A 16759-nucleotide genomic window follows, 5' to 3' on the forward strand; every position below is an offset into this window, starting at 1 on the left:
TTGTGGAATCATCCGCTCACCACCTTGTCCCATACGATGTATTTTTGACCGCCCTGCATGCGTAGCAGCAATACGCTATCGCCAGACTGCAAGCCTTCGCGAATGACTACTTTATCGATCAGCGCCTCCTGAGTGTCCTCCTCACGGGTCTTGTGCCTGTGCTTCAAGTCCAATTCATAGCGGGTCATTTGCTGCGTAACGACCAAAAAATCCTGATCGATGGTAAAACGTTGATCGACCAGGATTTCCAGCGGAGCCGTATTCATCACTTTACCGAACAGCACAGACACCGGGCTGGACGCATCGACCGCCCCGGCGCCGAGCTGACGGATTTTGTTCGCCAACCCCATTAAATCACCTTCAAATCTATAGAAGTGGTATATTCGCCCCCACGAAATTGGTGAGAGCACTCGTCAATCAAAAAGTCCTGGTTCATGCTCAGGGCGCTGATGTTCACCGCAACCAGACAACCTGCACGAAGCTGCGGCTGGCCAAGCACATCCAGTTTGAGTCGCCGTGTCTCACGGTTTTTCAGCTTTTGGAGCATGTCCAGCAGCTTGTTAATCTGAGCCGCATTCTGGTTATCGTCCACCTTATCGTAATAAATGAGCTTGCCCCATGTGGCGATATTGGCTTCATCCTTGGCTGCATATACATCGCGATGTCCAGTCTTCTGGTTGTCCTGCACCAATTTGAAATAGTTATACGTATCGCTGTCAATGCTCCGCTCATAGGAGTAGCTGTACAGGAGGCTTTGATCCCCAAGCTGCAAATTCAATTTCATCTCTTTGGCGCAGTCCCGCACAGCCAGCGCTCCAAACTCGTCATAAAGGGTATAGATGATACCGGTATTAATAACCGTTTTGTCAAACGCCTCCGACAGGATATCCAGCAGCTTCTTCCCATCGCCCACCAGCGTTGGAATAACATACTTCGTATCGGCAATATGGCCCCATTTTAGGCCCACATCATCAGTAATCCGTTTCACGGCGGCCGCAGCGGTGATATTCTTGAACACATAAGTCTCCTTAGCATTCAAGTAACGCATTTGGTCATAGCATTTGACCGAAATTTCCTCACTCTGCCCGCGGTTGACAGAAAACACATAGCCATAAAACAGTGGGATATCATCCCACTTCACGCGGACAATATTGCCGTTAGCCACGGCGATCTGCGAGGAGGCAATCATGCGGAAGTCGAGGCTTCCCGGCTGAATAGCCCGCGTGGTTTTCCAGGTTGCTTCCGTGACCAATTCAGAAATATCCCAAACCGTGCCTAATTTATCGTCCAGCAAAACTTGCAGCAAACGACTCACCTCTCCTCATGGCAGCTTCAACACCTTGCCGACAGGCAACCGGCGCAGTTCACTGTCCTGAATGCCGTTGAGCTTCTGTATTTCTTTGTAACGGGCACCGCTTCCCAGCAACTTCTGCGCTACCTTCCACAGGCTGTCGCCGGATACCAGCGTATAGGTTTTGGGCTGTACCCTGGTGTCGGGCCGGACTGGGGCATTTGTTCCTGCGGGAGCAGCCGCAGCCTTGGCCCCCCCGGGCTGTTCTACCGCCGGCTTCTTTGCGGTATAGTAGCGATATTCCTTTAACTTCAAGGTATAGCTGATATCCCCCACGGCTCCGCCTGATTCGGAATAGGTAAAGCTCTCAATGCTCACTGGCAAATCAAGATTAAGCGTGGACCCGATAAAGGTCAGACGAATCGGCTTCTGGTTGGACAGCCACTTCTCCAAGGTCTGGTAATAATGCAACGGCTCCTGAAAGGCGCCAGGCTCTTGCCCGCTTGCATACAGGGGATGTGCCGGGAAAATACCAGAGAACGAAATATCGAGCAACTTCTGTCCCGTTAACACCTGAACCTCCCCAAGCTGGGAGATATCGTAGCTCTTGCTGTTGCCGCTCTGATTAACTTCAATTTTCTCCGGGAGCACCGGTAGATAAATCTTCTCTGCCCCATTGTTATAGGACAGCATTAATGTATAGCTCATGCATACACCCCCGCTGCGCTGGTGGCAATCTCCTCTTCCAATACTTGTTCAATCTGCGTCACGATCGTGTGGATGTCGACTTCCTTGGAGACCGGCCCCGTGTTGACCGTCACCGTTGGTGTCAGCGTCGTAAAGTTCTGAATAGCGGTTACCTCCGCCAGTTCACGCATCATTTTGAGGTCTTCCGAAGAAATATCCACCGTCTCATTAATGCGGTCCACACTGCCGACATGACCAACGCTGCCGATTTGAGAAATGTTCATGCCTGGCTGAGTTCTTAGCTGAGTTCCTAGCTGAGCTGCATCCTCGGTACCTGGGCTGCCTGGGAGCATCTCTTCCCGATTATTGTCAAGCTTGGATTTTGCTGAATCGAGAAAATCCGTTCCCTTACTCACGAGATTCTTCCCAGCCTGGTTACCTTGATTAAAGGCTCCTAGTATATCCTTCGTTTCCATTCTACCCAGTTGAACCGAATCACCTGGAGCCTCCGGAGCCTCCATACTGTCCAGCTTAACTCTGAGCTTATCGCTCAGCATGTGCATGTCGGGTTTATCAAGTAATGAGATGGCTGAAATATCAGAATTAGTCAGTTTATTGAACCCTTTGATGAGTAAATTAATGCCGCGAAGGGCTCCATTTACCGCATCCAGAATGATACTTACAAATCCGCTGGCGAAGTCCTCCGCGGCAAGGAGCATTTTATACATGTGTTCGCCAAAGAACTGTCCCATATCAAAGATAAACTTCCTAATGCGATACACCGAATTATGGAAGGTATTGATTAGAAATTCTGCAAGGGTAATCCATAAATTGACGCAGATAGCAACGTAGTTATAAATAGCAGCATATAAGCCATAAAATAAGCCCACAACAAAGCCAACGATAGACTCTGCAGATACTCCAAACTTGATGAGAGCCCCAATAATCAGCCCAATGACAGCCACAACCAGCAGAATGGGCCAATACACACCTAGCCAAGCAATAGCCTGTGCCACCACCGGAGCCACCATGGCCCAGAGAATGACACCCATGGCAGCTAGCGCCACTCCCATGCCAATAAGTAACATGTTCGTAGAGGAGCCACCAGAAGTTAGCGAGCCAATAAAGGATGCGACCCCTGCCATGGCTTCGCCCAAAAGAGAGCCTACAAGGCTAAAGGCTGCGCCAACACCGCTCATAAACTGACTGAACGCTTCGCTGTTCAACATACTTAACAGGGCGTCTATTGCAGGAGTGAGCGCATTCATCCCTTGTTGACCTAATGAGGCTAATTGAAAATTAAAGCCATCCACTACGCTCTTCCATTTCACCGCTGGTGAATCTAACATCGTATCAAACGCGGCCTGCGTGATTCCCTGCTTGTTCAGCAACGTATCCATCGCCGCAATCATGCCGTTAATATCTCCCGAGTTGGATGCGGTGCTTAGGGCCGCTTGATCCCCTGCCTCAAATTTGTAATCCTCTCCCAAGGACTTGCTATCGCCTGTCATCAGCTTGGATAGCGCATCGGCGGCCCCTTTCAATCCCTTGTCCGGGTTCAATTGCGACATACGCATTGCCAGCATATTCAGTTGTTCTAACTGGGCCGGGTCAGTGGTACTCGCCATGAACCCCTGCGTTCCTGCCAAAGCAGTCTTCACATCCTGACCGTATTTCAGAGCCTGTGTCGCCGTTTGGTCAAAGATGGTCTGTCCTGCCCCAGAGCTTCCGGCTCGAAGGGACATCTGGTCCAGAACGGATTGTTGGTCCGTACCCTCCTTAAACATATTTCCTAAAATTGCACTTCCTGCTTTCGCTAATTTCCCAAGTGCCGGACCATTAAAGATGCCCATCAATGCATTCGCCTTCTTGGTTGAATCATCCATGGTCTTATTCAGCTTGGTCTGAGCTTGATTGATGTTATTAACTTGTTGAAACACAATATTGGAATTAGCAATAGCCACATTCTGTTGTTGAATGTAGGTTTGAAAAAGCGTATTTTGTTGAAGCATTAAATTAATACTCGCCAAGGTTTCACCTTCTTTCCTGGCCGGAAATTCACTTTCTCTTCGCTGCTTTCTTCTCCGTCTTGATGATCTCCTGGATCATTGCGACCAAGGCCGCCTTCTGCCTGATGCCCAAGGCAGCGAATTCCCATGGCATCAGGTTGAAGCGGTTTAAGGCAAAGAGGGCGCAGGTCGCCTCGCCGTCGCCCTCGTTGATTAGTTTTTTACCTCGTCCGCCAGCTCGTTAATGCTCTTGTCAAAGCCGTTAATCTGCTGTACCTTTTGCACCAGCGTAGCGTACTCACCAGGCAGCAGCATCTTGCGCAGACATTGGTCCGCACCCATCACCTGATAGGATTGCTGCAGCTCCGCATTCTTCAAATCCGGGAATACGACGCTTGCGACCGCCAGCTTGGCCAAATACTCATCCGTATTCGTCTCATAGCTGACCACCCCCTTATCCTTTACCTTACGCTGGCAGGATTTACGAATGGCTTCGTTCTCCTCCTCCGTCATGCTGCGGAGCCGCCAAGGCACGGCAGCTCCATTCTCATCTTGGAAACGATCGGAAACGACGACTTCCTCCACCTGTCCGGCGGCGGCATTTTGGGCAAAAGAAGCAGTTAAAGCACTCATTCGTGAATCTCCTCCTGAATTGGTTTAGTTGCTTGGCTGAACCGTGCCAAACGATTCGATAATGTCATAGTCTTCAAAGGTAAACGGAATTTCCTCATCCAGCATATCATCAGCGGTCGCATCGAATTTAGCCGCGATAATGCTGTCGATGTTGCAGCCCCGCAGGAACACCGTCTGCTTGCCCGCGCCGCTCCCCGGCTGCTCATTGGTAATCATCAGATCGAACCAGAAGTCCGTCCCGTTCTTGACATAGTCCTGCATCAGATTACGGAAGAAGGAGGAGACATAATAAATCGTCAGCGTCCCCGTACCCTTCCAGCCGGCGGAACGCTGCGGTGTGCTGGTTCTGCCCAGCGTAGGCACGTCTACCTTGGTCTTCTCAATCGTAGATTCCAGTGTTTTAGCATAAAACAATTCTTCCGTACGCCCGTCGATTTTGATAAATGCCTTGGCTTGCTTGCCGCTTACGGCATCCTTCACATTAAAAAAAGAGCCTGCCATGATTTCGTCCTCCTTAGTTGACCGTCACGGTCATGTAGATTTTTTCGATGCTGTCCACCGGCTGTACATTCAGGTTAATCACGACGGCATCGCCTTCGTTGCCTGGAAGCACTTCAAGGTCGCTCTCCGCATCGAAATTCTGAATCGCACCGATGCCCTGCAAGCTGCCGAGGTAGCTCAGCACTTCACCCTTCAACAAATTGCGGCCATCCGCATTGTTGCCAATCTTACCAAGGTAGCTCGAAGCAAAGGTCCGTTGCAGATCACGGGCAATCGTATCCAGCACCCGTACCACGCGGTTTTTGCTGAAATGCTTGGCTTTTTCCGGGGTAAAAGTAGTCAGTGTATTGATGTCCTGTTGGATTTGCACTTTGCCGTTGGAGGCGGTAAGCACAAGCTCCCCGTTTTGCAGCGCCTGGATCATCTCGCTATAAGTCATTTTAGGCGATACGTCCGCTGCATTCGGGATCTCCGTATAAGTAAGGGATTCGTTGACATTGGCGGCAGCCTCCATGGCCGTAATTTCCCATAGCAGGTAGATAGGCTCCACGGCCAGGCCGTCTGTCGTAATAATGCTGTTCTTCAAGCTGATAATTCCTTCGTAATTAGCTTGCGGATGATTATATAGCACAGTGACGATTTTCTTGCCTTCTTGCTCACGCAGACGCTTCGTGTAAGCTACAGCCAGTTGCTTGATCGCCGCATCATCCGTCGGCACGCCCAGCACGTCGAACTCTTCCGCTTCCAAAGCTGCCAGCGCCGCCGTCCAATCTCCGTTGCTTACCGGACCATCCACACCGCCCGCAAGCGCTGCTCCAGCCGTCTCCGTCAACTCACCGCTCCCCGTAAAGGTAACAAAGTCGTGATTCACCAACTCTTCGATGGAACCTACGATTTGCGCGTCTACTTCTTCGCCTTCGAGCAAAGTGCGGACTTCATAGTGATCCGGCTCGTCGACGCTAGCTTGCACAATAATCTGCAGGTCGTTCCCACGCGTACCGCCATAGTTGGCCGTAGCTGTCAGTTCGCCTACCGTGGCCTTGGCCTGTTCAGACCCCTTGGCTCCGAGCCGGTAAATGAGCACTCGGCTGGCATGAGCCATGGCGGCTGCGATATGACGGATCCTGGCATCGGCTGCTCCGAAGCCCAGCAGCTTCTCTGCATTTTGCAGAAAGGATTCCGCCTCCAATTTGATAACTCCCTCAGGGCCCCAAGGCAAGGGTGCCGGGAAAGCAGCCACCCCTCGTTCCCCCACTGTACCCACTGCACGGGCCGCTGATTTAAAGTTGATATACGTCCCCGGGGATACTTTATTTTGCGTTGTCCATGTGCCATTAGCCATGTTCCTTCACTCCTCTTTGAATAAATGATTGCACGGCCTGCTCGGCTTGAGCCGCCGTATAAACTCCCTCATCCGTTAGTGCCACGTGCAGGACATCCTTCTCCACACCACTGAAACGGCCTGCTGCCAGCAATTGTGCTTTGGAGTAAGTCCGCTGCACAGGCTGGGCTGTCTTTTTCTTCTTAAACACCATCTTTAAGCTCTCCCTCCTGCCGGAGCTTTCCCATCTTGATCTCTTCGCCAGCCGGCGACCAGACGATTTGAGTAAATGTCAGCTGCACAAGCAGCCGCCCATCCTCCTGCCACTGTGCTGCCAAGGCCGCGCCCGGCATCAGACCATCACCTGTGCCAAAATCAGCAAGCAGCTCATAAAGGCGCTCTGCCATGTCATAGGTAGACACCCGGCTATCCGCTCCGCCTGGAACGAATTGTACCTCCAGCGAATGGGTACGCTTGTACCTTCGATGAAGCTCTCGGCTCTGCTCCGACTTCGCCAGTTGTACGAGCAAATAGGACTCTTCCGTCTCCCCAGGCTGCTTCTCCGTATGCACGGGGACCTCCGGGATACCGGCGGTGAGCACATGAGCCAAGCTCTGTACAACGTCCTTCAAAGTCATCTGTGTCAAAATACAATCACCTGCTTTCGACTTCACTTGCATTTGCTGTCTCTGCCTTGTTCCAGACGTTTCACGATCTGTTGTTCTGTGGGAGCGGGACCTCGACTTGCCTTATGCTGAGAGCGCCCTTCCTCTATAGCGCCTGCGAGGGTTCGTTGAACCGGTGCAAGGGTCCCGCCAAACACGAACAGCCGGTCCAAATGCCTGGAACCGGCGAGAAAACAGCAGGGCCGTAAAGGTCTCATTCACGGCCCTGCGCAAGCTTTATGTTGTTGTATCCTTCTTCGGCTACACTATCATTTTATCGCAGATTTCCGGTCGCCAGCGGCCTGTGAACAGACAAACATGAGCCACGGATCGGACAGGAAGAGGACAGATAGGCGAACAAGCGAAACAGGTAAGGCCCCATAACCCATGTCTACACCCGTTGGTAAGGGACACCGTATTGGTCGATTGCTTTCTGATAATTGAGATCGTGAGGTGAGCAATGGTGTATTGTACAATTTCAATCCGTTCTTCGATCTCATTACCAGGTGCAACAACATCCAGTTCTTGCCCGTTACTAGAATATGGTGCTACCCTAAAAGATTTCTTTACAGCACCTACCGAAACAACTTCGGAAAATAAAAATACCGGCATGTTTGGCCCTTTGTATTGACTCGTGCAAAATTTCACTATACTATGTTCCACCAAAACTAATAGATATTATATCCATCCCATTATCTATTGCCCAATTTATACCTTCAACGACTTGACTATACCTTCCGTTCCCAGTTGAATCTAGCACCTTTACTGCATATATTGATGCATTTGGCGCTACACCTACCACTCCACTCCATTTAATTGAGCTCCGATAATCCCTGCAACATGAGTACCGTGTCCATTGTCATCATAATAGGAGAATGTATCCTCAATAAATGAAACTCCACCAAAATCAGAGTCTTCTCCTTCGATTAATTTGTCGTGGTATCACTTCATAGCTATCAGAGTTTCCCTTCAAATTTTGACTCACTAGGTAAAACTCAATTATAATAATTACTAATAGTGTTAGCTAATTACTTGGAGGAAATTGAACATGAATTATGAGGCTACTGCCGACGAAATTCTTCAAGTCTTGGAGGCTTTGTCGCGCAATTCTCCGCTTAAACAGATTGGCGAGCTGTCCAAGGGGGAAGTTTTTCTGCTGAGTTATTTGCATTCCTACAGCGGGACTGCCAGATCAAACGTGCTTAGTGAGGCTTTGGGGACCAGCACAGCCCGGATTGCGGCAGCCGTGAAGAGCATGGAACGCAAGGGATGGGTGTATCGGGAAGTCGATCAGGAGGACCATCGGAAGACGATTGTGCATCTAACTCCGGAAGGAGAAGCGCATGTATTAGAATATCGGCGGCATGTACGCAACGCCTTGAAGGATTTGCTTGAAGCACTTGGCGAGCAGGATACCCGGGAGTATCTGCGGATTGCCTGCAGGATGAATGAAATAGCTGCCAAAATGCACTCTGATTCGTAATTAAAAGGAGCTCGGGGACATGAAAGAACGAATACGTCAATGGATGTTGGGCCGTTACGGGGTAGACCAGTTTGGGCAATTCTTAAATATCACCGCTTTAATCATGGTCGTGCTGGGAAGCTTCTTCTTCCGGTTGCTGGCAACCTTCGGCTTTGCACTGATCCTCTATCAGACCTTCCGAATATTCAGCCGCAACATCGGAAAACGCAGCCAGGAAAATCTGGCCTATATCTCACTGCAACGAAAGATCACCGGAAGGTTTAAATCAGCTGTACAGCAGGTAAAGCAATCGAGAACTCACCGGTTCTACAGCTGCCCTTCCTGCAAACAGAAGGTGCGGGTCCCGAAGGGGAAGGGGAAGATTATGATTACCTGTCCGAAATGCAGAGCGCAATTCGAGAGGAAGAGCTAGCCTATGTTTGGATATATCATGATTAACCCCAAGCAGTTGAGCGAGAGTGATAAGCAGCGGTATCAGGCGATGTATTGCGGACTGTGCCGCGTGCTTGATGAAAGACATGGCAAATGGGGGCGCACGACACTTACCTATGACTTGACCTTTGTAAGCATGCTGCTATCCTCGCTCTACGCTCCCCAAGAGGAACAAGCTATGCAGCGTTGTCTGATCCACCCTGTCCGCCAGCTTCCCTATATAACGACGGAGATAACTGAATATGCGGCGGATATGAACCTTGTACTTGCGTATTATAAGGCGCTTGATGATTGGAATGATGACCGCAGTTTGACGGCAAAAAGCCTCCTTAAGTTGCTGGAGCCCGGCATGAAGAAGGTTGAAGCGCGCTGGCCCGGCCAGTGCACCACGATTAGAGATTCGCTGGCTTTGCTGACACAGATGGAGCAGGCGAACGAGCTCAACCCGGATTTGCCGGCAAATGTCTTCGGAGAAGTCATGGGCAAGCTGCTGGTGATCAAGGAGGATGAATGGTCGGCACAGCTGTATCGTCTGGGTGCCGCCTTGGGCCGTTTTATATACATTATGGATGCCAGCATGGATCTTGCTTCGGACTTGAAGCATGGCCGTTATAATCCTTTGACCGCCCAGAGCAACATAGATCACAGCCTGTTACTGACGATGCTGATCAGCGAATGCACCCAGGAGTTCGAAGCACTTCCCCTGCAGCGCGATCAGGATATTCTCCGCAATATCCTATATTCCGGCGTATGGATGAAATTTAAGCCGAGAAAAGAAGAGGTAAGTAAACATCATGAGCGATCCCTATAAAATCATGGAGTTGACCCCCTCTGCCTCGGAAGAGGAGATTAAACAGGCCTACCGCAGGCTGGCCAAAAAGTACCATCCCGATCTCAACCCCGGGAATGAGTCGGCCAAGGTTAAGATGCAGCAGATTAATGCGGCCTATGAGCAAATCAAACTGGAGCGCGAGGGAGGGACAAGCGGCGCCTCCGCCGGGCAGACGAGAGCCGGGGCCTCCGGTCCTCAAGGCTATGGACAGGCGGGGAACCCCTTTGGACAAGGGAATCCTTACGGACAAGGCAATCCGTTTGAGGATGGTGATTTTTATAAGCAATTTAATGATCTTTTTGGAAAGGCCCGGCAGGAACCGTACAAAGCAAGCTCTCCCAGAATGCAGGCTGTGTTCAATTTCATCGAACGCAACCAATACCAGGAAGCCCTGCGCACCCTTTCGGAAATGGAACGGGATGATGAATGGTTCTACGCCAGTGCCATTGCCCATGCAGGAGCCGGAAATCGTATTACCGCTTTGAATCATGCACAGGAAGCTGTACGTCTCAATCCTAACGCAGAGGAATATCTCACCCTGCTTGAACAATTTCAAAAAGGCATTTTCAATTACCGTCAAGCCGGACAAGGCTATGGCTTCGATATGAATCCCTTATCCAAAACCCTGCTGCAATTTTGCGCACTACAATTTTTCTGTCTATGCTGCTGTCGGCCGTGTTGATGACCAGGCATCGGCATAACCTACTCAGATGGAGGTACCGGAACAATATGGGAAAAGTAATAGGCATTGACTTAGGGACTACGAACTCTTGTGTGGCTGTTATGGAGGGAGACAAGCCCGTAATCATCCCCAGCAAAGAAGGAGGACGAACCATGCCCTCCGTCGTAGCCTTCGCCAAAAATGGAGACCGTCTGGTCGGACAAACCGCATTGCGGCAGTCCGTCATTAACAGCAGCCGAACGATCATGTCAATCAAGAGACAAATGGGAACGAAGCACGTCGTTAACATTGATGGGCGAGAATACAGACCACAAGAAATATCGGCGATGGTCTTGAAGAAGCTGAAGGAAGACGCGGAGGAATTTTTGGGAGAAAAGGTTTCGGATGCGGTTATTACCGTTCCCGCTTATTTCACCGACGCTCAGCGTCAAGCCACTAAGGATGCCGGACGTATCGCAGGGCTGGAAGTCCAGCGGATTATTAACGAGCCTACCGCTGCAGCAGTAGCTTATGGGGTAGACAAGGAGCAATCCCAGAAAATCATGGTCTATGATCTGGGCGGCGGTACCTTTGATGTCTCGATCCTGGATATTAATCATGGAGTCATCGAGGTGTTGGCAACTTCAGGCAACAACCACCTAGGCGGCGATGATTTTGACCAATGTGTAGTGGAATATTTACTGGAGGAATTCAGACGGGAGCATCACTTGGACCTAGCTGCCCACCCAACCGCTATGCAGCGTGTGAAGGAAGCAGCAGAAAAGGCAAAGATCGAGCTTTCCGGTTCTGTCAGTACAGAAATAAATCTCCCTTATATTGCTGATGCAAAGGGCGCTCCGCTGCACATGGAGATCACGCTGACCCGAACTAAATTCAATGAACTAACCAGTCATCTGGTCAAGGCAAGTCTGATTCCGGTACGGCAAGCGCTGGAGGATGCGGGCGTGAAAGGCGAGGATATCGACAAAGTACTGCTTGTTGGAGGCTCCAGCCGAATTCCGGCCGTCCAGGAGACGGTGAAGAGTATCACGGGAAAAGAGGGCTTCAAAGGAATTAATCCCGATGAATGCGTCGCGATGGGAGCTGCACTGCAGGGCGGAGTCTTGATCGGTTCGGTGACAGGGCTTCTATTGCTCGACGTCACTCCTTTGTCGCTCGGCATCGAAACGGTAGGAGGAAGATTTACTCCCGTTATTGACCGGAATACTTCCATCCCTATTTCCAAAAGCCAGATTTTCAGTACGGCGGCAAACTTTCAGACATCCGTGGAAGTCCATGTGCTGCAGGGAGAGCGTCCGCTAGCCAAACAAAACAAAACGCTGGGCAAATTTAAGCTAAAGGGGATCCAGCGCGCGCTCCGCGGAGTACCTCAGATCGAGGTTACCTTTACTATCGATACCAATGGCATCGTAAATGTAAGTGCCAAGGACCTGGGCACCGGCAAACAGCAAGAAATCACGTTGACTGATTCCTCCAATATGAGCGACCTCGAAATTGAACGGGCCATTCGGGATGCCGAACAGCATGCCGCCGAAGACGCTCAATTGCATCATGAGAGCGAAGTTCGCAGCCGTGCGGACCATTTGATCGTTCAAGCACAGACCCAGGAGAAAAAGAAGCTGGACAAGGAATTGAAGGCACAGCTGGCCTCCGCCATGAAAGACACGAAGAAGGCGCTGCGCGGGAAGGATTATGATCTCATCTCGTCAGCCAGTGACCGGCTTGAGCAAGTGTTACAGAACATCGGCGCTTGACCATTCAAGCGGAGCGGCTTCCGTCCGTGGCGGAAATAGATGCCAGAACGTCATTAAAATTGCTAAGAGCCAGCCAAGAATAACATCTCTTGGCCGGCTCTTTTTTCAAAATTTCCTAATTCATCTTGCTAAGCTACTTCAACTCCAGCGGCACCATCGTCCGCTTACGTCCCTCAAAGGTCGCCAGCTCACGTACACCCAGCTCATGCAATAGCGCCCGCGCCTGACCCAGATGCTCGCCCAGCTTGAGCGGGTCGTGCGCATCTGAACCAACGGTGAGCGGGATGCCCCGTTCCACGGCAGCGGACAAAATCCGCCGGCTCGGGAACATTTCCGCCACCGGCTTGGACAAACCCGAAGCGTTCAGCTCCATCGCTACGCCAGCTTTTTTAACAGCCGTCAGCGTATGCAGCTCCAGATCAACCGTCTCGGCTTCAAGCGCTGCACCCGGGCGATGGCCGAAGCGCTTGATCACGTCGAGATGCCCCATGATGTCATAGAAGCCGGTTCGCGCCGCTTTGGCGACGGCATCATAGTACCGCTCATAGACGGCAAATACATTCTGCCCCTCCCAGTTGTGCACCTGCCGGAAGTCCGACACATCCCACTCGCCGAGAAAATGAACGGAGCCGATGACATAGTCCCATGGATAGGCCTTGACGATCTCTTCAATCTGCCGCTCCCAGCCTTCGATGTAGTCACCCTCCAGCCCGACCCGAAGGTCGATCTGCCCGCGATACTTCTCCTTAAGCTGAAAAGCCTCCTCCACATAGCGGGGAAGCTCGTCCAGCGGCATCGCCATCTCGGGATAATAGGCAGCCGGGTCCACATGAAGCAGCGGCATATGGTCAGACAGTCCAAGCTGGGACAAGCCCAGCTCGATTCCCCGCTTCACGTATTCCTCCAGCTCGCCTACCGCATGGCCGCAGCGGGCATGATGCGTATGATAATCAATCAGCATAGATTCGCCACCGCCTTAATCGCGCCGCGGCCGTTCATGCCGCCGCTCCAGCTCTGCCATAATATCGTTCAGCGGCAAGTCCCGCTCGCGCAGCAGCACCAGCAGGTGATAGATCAGATCGCTGACCTCTAACCGCAGCTCGTCGTTATCTCCATTTTTCGCGGCAATGATCGACTCGGCAGTCTCTTCGCCCACCTTTTTCAGAATCTTATCGATGCCCTTCTCAAATAAATAAGTCGTATACGCGCCTTCGGGACGTTCCTTATAGCGCTCGCCGATCAACCGCTCCAGCTCCGCCAACACCTCAAAGCGCCCGCGAGCAAGTTCCGTTGAACCTTCCAGCTCTGCCGCTGTCCGATAGAAGCAGCTATCCTCGCCTGTATGGCAGGCAGGTCCGTTCCGATCCACCAGCATCAGCAAGGTATCTCCATCACAGTCGTAGCTCAGCGACCGAATCTGCTGCGTATTCCCGGAGGTTGCTCCCTTGTTCCACAGCTCGCTGCGCGAACGGCTCCAGAACCAGGTCTGTCCGCTTTCCAGCGACTTGCCAAGCGACTCCTTGTTCATATACGCCAGCATCAGCACCTCACGGCTCTGCGCATCCTGTACAATCGCAGGAACCAATCCTTGATCATCCCAGCGAATCTGCTGCAGAAGCTCCTCCAATGGCTGGGACAGCCGCAATGCTTGGTTTTGTCCGTCTGTTGTCATCGCACTTCCACTCCTCTTGCTCTAAGATCCCGCTTCAAATCCGGAACCGCGATTTCTTTAAAGTGAAAAATCGTCGCCGCCAGTGCCGCATCTGCCGCACCTTCCGTGAACACCTCGTAGAAATCATCCGGCTTCCCTGCTCCGCCCGAGGCAATCACAGGAATGCCAGCCGCTGCGCTAACTGCCTTCGTGAGCGGCAGGTCGAAGCCATCCTTCGTGCCATCGGCGTCCATACTGGTGAGTAAAATTTCCCCCGCTCCCCGTGCCTCAGCTTCTTTTATCCATTCCAAGGCTTTGATGCCTGTTGCTTTTCGTCCGCCGTGGGTGTACACTTCCCACTCGCCCCAGGCTGGGTTGAACTTCGCATCCACAGCAACCACGATACATTGAGAGCCGAAGCGGCGCGCCCCATCCGAGATCAGCTCCGGGTTCAGCACAGCCGCTGTATTAATACCGATCTTATCCGCCCCGGCTCGAAGGATGCGCTTCATGTCCTCTACTTGAGAAATGCCTCCGCCTACCGTAAAAGGAATCGCGATCTCTCCCGCCGTCTGGCGAACGACCTCGATCATCGTTGCCCGGCCCTCATTCGAAGCCGAGATATCGAGAAATACAATTTCGTCCGCGCCTTCGCGATCATACAAGGCCGCCAATTCTACCGGGTCCCCTGCATCGCGAAGATTCACAAAATTCACGCCTTTGACAACCCGACCATCCTTCACATCCAGGCAGGGAATAATCCTCTTTGCCAGCATCGTGCCTTCACCCGCTTTCTATCATTTGCAGCCCAGTCCCCAGTCTGGCCAACTTTAACCACAATTCCTCGGCTGGATTCAAAATCTAGTCTATATAAGTTGAACTAAAGATTAAACACTGAGGGCAACGTGTGAAGTGTGCTTACGATCGCTGTTGTTCGCGGATTTCTCTAATTGAACTAAGTTATTATAAGGTAGAAATCCACTCACAAAGGCGAACGCTTACGCTTCTACAGTACACTTCACACTTATGCCCTTTCTGTACATCATTTTCTAGTTCAACTTATCTAGTCTGCTGATTTTACCGTCGATATCGCCTGAATTGCTTGCGCCAAATCAATACTGCCGGTATACAGCGCCTTGCCCACAATCGCTCCGCCGATGCCCTGCGCGGCATAAGCCGCCAGCTTCAACAGATCGTCTTGCACCGTCACGCCGCCGGAGGCAATCACGGTCCGTCCGGAAGCCTGCGCTAATGAGCGGATCGCCTCGACATTAGGTCCCTGCATCATTCCATCACGGGAAATATCGGTGAAAATAAACGTTTCCGCACCTTTTGCCGCCAGCTCCTTGGCCAGCACCTCCGCCTGCACCTCCGAGGTTTCCAGCCAGCCGCGTGTAGCTACGAAGCCGTCTCTTGCATCGATGCCTATAGCCACCTTGTCGCCGTATGTACCGAGCACCGCTTCCGTAAATGCGCGGTCCTCAATCGCGGCTGTGCCGAGAATGACCCGGCTTACACCAAGACCTAGCAAACGCTCCACATCCGCTAACGTGCGCAGCCCTCCGCCAACTTGCACCGGCACCTGTACGCTGCGGGCAATCTCGCCGATCAGTTCGTCGTTTACGGGATGCCCGGCCTTTGCCCCGTCCAGATCAACCAGATGAATATAGCTGCCGCCCTGAGCTTCCCAGGAACGAGCGACCTCCGCCGGATTCTCATTATAAACCGTCTCCCGGGCATAATCCCCTTGCACTAGACGCACACATTTGCCGCCGCGGATATCGATGGCCGGATAAATTGTAAAAGCTGACATACAGGCTCCTCCTCCTTACATCTCATAGATGCGCATAACTCTTGTTTCGTCCACACAGCACACCGAGAGCACCAACTGTACTTCGTATATTGGACATGCTCTCTTGCACCATCCGCAAAGCAATATAGTGAAAAAACTTGCCTTAAAATCTCCAGTTTGCGCGATATGCCCAATTTAGTGAAATTACTTACCTTACATTTTAAAAAAACAGCCAATCAGGGCACTTCTCCAAATCTAGCGGAAGTTTTTTCACTATACGCTTATATACCCACTGTCGGCCAATTCTTAGGTATGTTTTTTCACTAAATACAACCGGCTTTGGGGTGCAGCACACAACACAACACAAAACACACACATCAATCTATCAACTCTAACTCTGCTCCCGCCCCCGGACAGCCAGCTCCAGAAAATTCCGCAGCAGCGACATGCCCAGCTCTCCGCTCTTTTCCGGATGGAACTGCATGCCGTACACATTGTCGTGACCGACAATCGCTGTGACCGGATGTCCGTAATCCGTAACCGCCAGCAAATCACCGGAACGCCCGGTCAGTACATGATAGGAATGAACAAAATACACATGACCCTCCGTCAGCCCTGCCAGAATGGGGTGATCCTGCTGCAAAAACTCCAGCCGATTCCAGCCCATATGAGGAACCTTAAGGCCGCTGTCTCCTGCAAAGCGTTCAACTCTCCCCGGCAGCAGGCCAAGGCCCTCATGTCGGCCATGCTCCTCACTGCTGTCAAACAGCAGCTGCATTCCGAGACAGATACCGAGCAGGGGCAAGCCATCCGCGGCAGCCCGGCGAACCACAACATCCAGCCCCGTGTCCCGCAAATGCATCATCGCATCGCCAAATGCCCCTACCCCGGGAAGCAGCACCCCGTCCGAAGACAGAATCGTCTCCGCATCACCCGTGACAATCACCTCGTAACCCAGCCGCTCCACAGCCTTGCTGACGCTATGCAGATTGCCCATTCCATAGTCGACAATTGCAATCGCCACCG

At 51.8% G+C, this 16759-nt stretch carries 22 protein-coding genes; 5 read left to right on the forward strand and 17 right to left on the reverse strand.

Annotated features, from left to right (window positions below; translation table 11 throughout):
- Nucleotides 1-8: 8 nt before the first annotated feature.
- The 12 genes from TX85_RS17050 to TX85_RS28215 form a co-directional block, all read right to left on the reverse strand.
- Nucleotides 9-350, reverse strand: coding sequence for a DUF2577 domain-containing protein (locus TX85_RS17050; protein WP_044480739.1), 342 nt, complete (start codon nucleotides 348-350; stop codon nucleotides 9-11).
- Nucleotides 350-1306 (reverse strand): XkdQ/YqbQ family protein, encoded by a 957-nt coding sequence (locus TX85_RS17055; RefSeq protein WP_044480740.1) that lies wholly within the window; start codon nucleotides 1304-1306, stop codon nucleotides 350-352. Before TX85_RS17055 ends, TX85_RS17050 begins: the two co-directional genes overlap by 1 nt.
- A 15-nt stretch (nucleotides 1307-1321) precedes the next feature.
- Nucleotides 1322-1999 carry a LysM peptidoglycan-binding domain-containing protein gene (locus tag TX85_RS17060; protein WP_044480741.1) on the reverse strand — a complete coding sequence of 226 codons (678 nt, stop codon included), beginning with the start codon at nucleotides 1997-1999 and terminating at the stop codon, nucleotides 1322-1324.
- On the reverse strand, nucleotides 1996-4008 hold the full coding sequence (locus TX85_RS17065) for a phage tail tape measure protein (RefSeq protein ID WP_044480742.1): 2013 nt from the start codon (nucleotides 4006-4008) through the stop codon (nucleotides 1996-1998). The genes TX85_RS17060 and TX85_RS17065 overlap by 4 nt, the downstream gene beginning before the upstream one ends.
- 192 nt (nucleotides 4009-4200) lie before the next feature.
- Nucleotides 4201-4620: a phage tail assembly chaperone gene (locus TX85_RS17070; protein WP_044480744.1), complete on the reverse strand. Its 420-nt coding sequence runs from the start codon at nucleotides 4618-4620 to the stop codon at nucleotides 4201-4203.
- A 24-nt stretch (nucleotides 4621-4644) separates the two neighbouring features.
- Nucleotides 4645-5121 (reverse strand): phage tail tube protein, encoded by a 477-nt coding sequence (locus TX85_RS17075; RefSeq protein ID WP_044480745.1) that lies wholly within the window; start codon nucleotides 5119-5121, stop codon nucleotides 4645-4647.
- Between the two features lie 13 nt (nucleotides 5122-5134).
- A complete protein-coding gene (locus TX85_RS17080; RefSeq protein WP_044480746.1) occupies nucleotides 5135-6463 on the reverse strand; it encodes a phage tail sheath family protein in 1329 nt (442 codons plus the stop codon).
- Nucleotides 6456-6656, reverse strand: coding sequence for a hypothetical protein (locus TX85_RS17085; protein ID WP_044480747.1), 201 nt, complete (start codon nucleotides 6654-6656; stop codon nucleotides 6456-6458). The genes TX85_RS17080 and TX85_RS17085 overlap by 8 nt, the downstream gene beginning before the upstream one ends.
- Nucleotides 6646-7080, reverse strand: a complete 435-nt coding sequence (locus TX85_RS17090; RefSeq protein ID WP_222860715.1) for a phage tail terminator family protein — start codon at nucleotides 7078-7080, stop codon at nucleotides 6646-6648. The genes TX85_RS17085 and TX85_RS17090 overlap by 11 nt, the downstream gene beginning before the upstream one ends.
- 32 nt (nucleotides 7081-7112) lie before the next feature.
- A complete protein-coding gene (locus TX85_RS26840; RefSeq protein WP_148444377.1) occupies nucleotides 7113-7325 on the reverse strand; it encodes a hypothetical protein in 213 nt (70 codons plus the stop codon).
- Between the two features lie 434 nt (nucleotides 7326-7759).
- Nucleotides 7760-7909: a S8 family serine peptidase gene (locus TX85_RS28210; protein ID WP_158297351.1), complete on the reverse strand. Its 150-nt coding sequence runs from the start codon at nucleotides 7907-7909 to the stop codon at nucleotides 7760-7762.
- The gene (locus TX85_RS28215) at nucleotides 7903-8034 is read right to left on the reverse strand and encodes a S8 family serine peptidase (RefSeq protein ID WP_148444380.1); all 132 of its coding nucleotides are present in this window, start codon (nucleotides 8032-8034) and stop codon (nucleotides 7903-7905) included. The genes TX85_RS28210 and TX85_RS28215 overlap by 7 nt, the downstream gene beginning before the upstream one ends.
- Nucleotides 8035-8155: 121 nt before the next feature.
- On the opposite strand from TX85_RS28215, the gene TX85_RS17095 reads away from it, so the two are divergent.
- From TX85_RS17095 to dnaK, 5 genes are read left to right on the forward strand one after another with little or no spacing between them, the layout of a single operon-like run.
- A complete protein-coding gene (locus TX85_RS17095; protein WP_044480750.1) occupies nucleotides 8156-8590 on the forward strand; it encodes a MarR family winged helix-turn-helix transcriptional regulator in 435 nt (144 codons plus the stop codon).
- 19 nt (nucleotides 8591-8609) lie between these two features.
- Nucleotides 8610-9002, forward strand: a complete 393-nt coding sequence (locus tag TX85_RS17100; RefSeq protein ID WP_044480751.1) for a zinc ribbon domain-containing protein — start codon at nucleotides 8610-8612, stop codon at nucleotides 9000-9002.
- 3 nt (nucleotides 9003-9005) lie between these two features.
- A complete protein-coding gene (locus TX85_RS17105; RefSeq protein ID WP_044480752.1) occupies nucleotides 9006-9833 on the forward strand; it encodes a DUF5685 family protein in 828 nt (275 codons plus the stop codon).
- Between the two features lie 4 nt (nucleotides 9834-9837).
- A complete protein-coding gene (locus tag TX85_RS17110) occupies nucleotides 9838-10536 on the forward strand; it encodes a DnaJ domain-containing protein (protein WP_222860716.1) in 699 nt (232 codons plus the stop codon).
- A 47-nt stretch (nucleotides 10537-10583) separates the two neighbouring features.
- Nucleotides 10584-12290, forward strand: coding sequence for a molecular chaperone DnaK (gene dnaK / locus TX85_RS17115; protein ID WP_044480754.1), 1707 nt, complete (start codon nucleotides 10584-10586; stop codon nucleotides 12288-12290).
- A gap of 133 nt (nucleotides 12291-12423) precedes the next feature.
- Here dnaK and hisJ read toward each other — a convergent pair whose 3' ends face one another.
- The 5 genes from hisJ to hisH all read right to left on the reverse strand — a co-directional run bounded on the left by hisJ (nucleotide 12424) and on the right by hisH (nucleotide 16757).
- Nucleotides 12424-13251, reverse strand: coding sequence for a histidinol-phosphatase HisJ (gene hisJ, locus TX85_RS17120; RefSeq protein WP_044480755.1), 828 nt, complete (start codon nucleotides 13249-13251; stop codon nucleotides 12424-12426).
- A 15-nt stretch (nucleotides 13252-13266) separates the two neighbouring features.
- Nucleotides 13267-13962 (reverse strand): bifunctional phosphoribosyl-AMP cyclohydrolase/phosphoribosyl-ATP diphosphatase HisIE, encoded by a 696-nt coding sequence (gene hisIE, locus TX85_RS17125; RefSeq protein ID WP_044480757.1) that lies wholly within the window; start codon nucleotides 13960-13962, stop codon nucleotides 13267-13269.
- A complete protein-coding gene (gene hisF, locus TX85_RS17130; protein WP_044480758.1) occupies nucleotides 13959-14717 on the reverse strand; it encodes an imidazole glycerol phosphate synthase subunit HisF in 759 nt (252 codons plus the stop codon). The genes hisIE and hisF overlap by 4 nt, the downstream gene beginning before the upstream one ends.
- 287 nt (nucleotides 14718-15004) lie before the next feature.
- The gene (gene hisA / locus TX85_RS17135) at nucleotides 15005-15754 is read right to left on the reverse strand and encodes a 1-(5-phosphoribosyl)-5-[(5-phosphoribosylamino)methylideneamino]imidazole-4-carboxamide isomerase (RefSeq protein WP_044480759.1); all 750 of its coding nucleotides are present in this window, start codon (nucleotides 15752-15754) and stop codon (nucleotides 15005-15007) included.
- Nucleotides 15755-16124: 370 nt separating this feature from the next.
- A complete protein-coding gene (hisH, locus tag TX85_RS17140; RefSeq protein ID WP_044480760.1) occupies nucleotides 16125-16757 on the reverse strand; it encodes an imidazole glycerol phosphate synthase subunit HisH in 633 nt (210 codons plus the stop codon).
- Nucleotides 16758-16759: the final 2 nt, after the last annotated feature.

Source organism: Paenibacillus antibioticophila (assembly GCF_000455265.1).
In the GTDB taxonomy this organism is placed as follows: domain Bacteria; phylum Bacillota; class Bacilli; order Paenibacillales; family Paenibacillaceae; genus Fontibacillus; species Fontibacillus antibioticophila.

What these genes read in the sequence shown, in the direction of transcription:
- TX85_RS17090 (WP_222860715.1), bottom strand. Translation starts at nt 7,080, where the DNA reads ATGACTTTGAAGGACGTTGTACAGAGCTTGGCTCATGTGCTCACCGCC.
- hisF (WP_044480758.1), bottom strand. Translation starts at nt 14,717, where the DNA reads ATGCTGGCAAAGAGGATTATTCCCTGCCTGGATGTGAAGGATGGTCGG.
- TX85_RS17100 (WP_044480751.1), top strand. Translation starts at nt 8,610, where the DNA reads ATGAAAGAACGAATACGTCAATGGATGTTGGGCCGTTACGGGGTAGAC.
- TX85_RS17105 (WP_044480752.1), top strand. Translation starts at nt 9,006, where the DNA reads ATGTTTGGATATATCATGATTAACCCCAAGCAGTTGAGCGAGAGTGAT.
- TX85_RS26840 (WP_148444377.1), bottom strand. Translation starts at nt 7,325, where the DNA reads ATGAGACCTTTACGGCCCTGCTGTTTTCTCGCCGGTTCCAGGCATTTG.
- TX85_RS17060 (WP_044480741.1), bottom strand. Translation starts at nt 1,999, where the DNA reads ATGAGCTATACATTAATGCTGTCCTATAACAATGGGGCAGAGAAGATT.
- TX85_RS17075 (WP_044480745.1), bottom strand. Translation starts at nt 5,121, where the DNA reads ATGGCAGGCTCTTTTTTTAATGTGAAGGATGCCGTAAGCGGCAAGCAA.
- TX85_RS17095 (WP_044480750.1), top strand. Translation starts at nt 8,156, where the DNA reads ATGAATTATGAGGCTACTGCCGACGAAATTCTTCAAGTCTTGGAGGCT.
- TX85_RS17110 (WP_222860716.1), top strand. Translation starts at nt 9,838, where the DNA reads ATGGAGTTGACCCCCTCTGCCTCGGAAGAGGAGATTAAACAGGCCTAC.
- hisJ (WP_044480755.1), bottom strand. Translation starts at nt 13,251, where the DNA reads ATGCTGATTGATTATCATACGCATCATGCCCGCTGCGGCCATGCGGTA.
- dnaK (WP_044480754.1), top strand. Translation starts at nt 10,584, where the DNA reads ATGGGAAAAGTAATAGGCATTGACTTAGGGACTACGAACTCTTGTGTG.
- TX85_RS17070 (WP_044480744.1), bottom strand. Translation starts at nt 4,620, where the DNA reads ATGAGTGCTTTAACTGCTTCTTTTGCCCAAAATGCCGCCGCCGGACAG.
- TX85_RS17050 (WP_044480739.1), bottom strand. Translation starts at nt 350, where the DNA reads ATGGGGTTGGCGAACAAAATCCGTCAGCTCGGCGCCGGGGCGGTCGAT.
- TX85_RS17085 (WP_044480747.1), bottom strand. Translation starts at nt 6,656, where the DNA reads ATGGTGTTTAAGAAGAAAAAGACAGCCCAGCCTGTGCAGCGGACTTAC.
- hisA (WP_044480759.1), bottom strand. Translation starts at nt 15,754, where the DNA reads ATGTCAGCTTTTACAATTTATCCGGCCATCGATATCCGCGGCGGCAAA.
- hisIE (WP_044480757.1), bottom strand. Translation starts at nt 13,962, where the DNA reads ATGACAACAGACGGACAAAACCAAGCATTGCGGCTGTCCCAGCCATTG.
- TX85_RS17080 (WP_044480746.1), bottom strand. Translation starts at nt 6,463, where the DNA reads ATGGCTAATGGCACATGGACAACGCAAAATAAAGTATCCCCGGGGACG.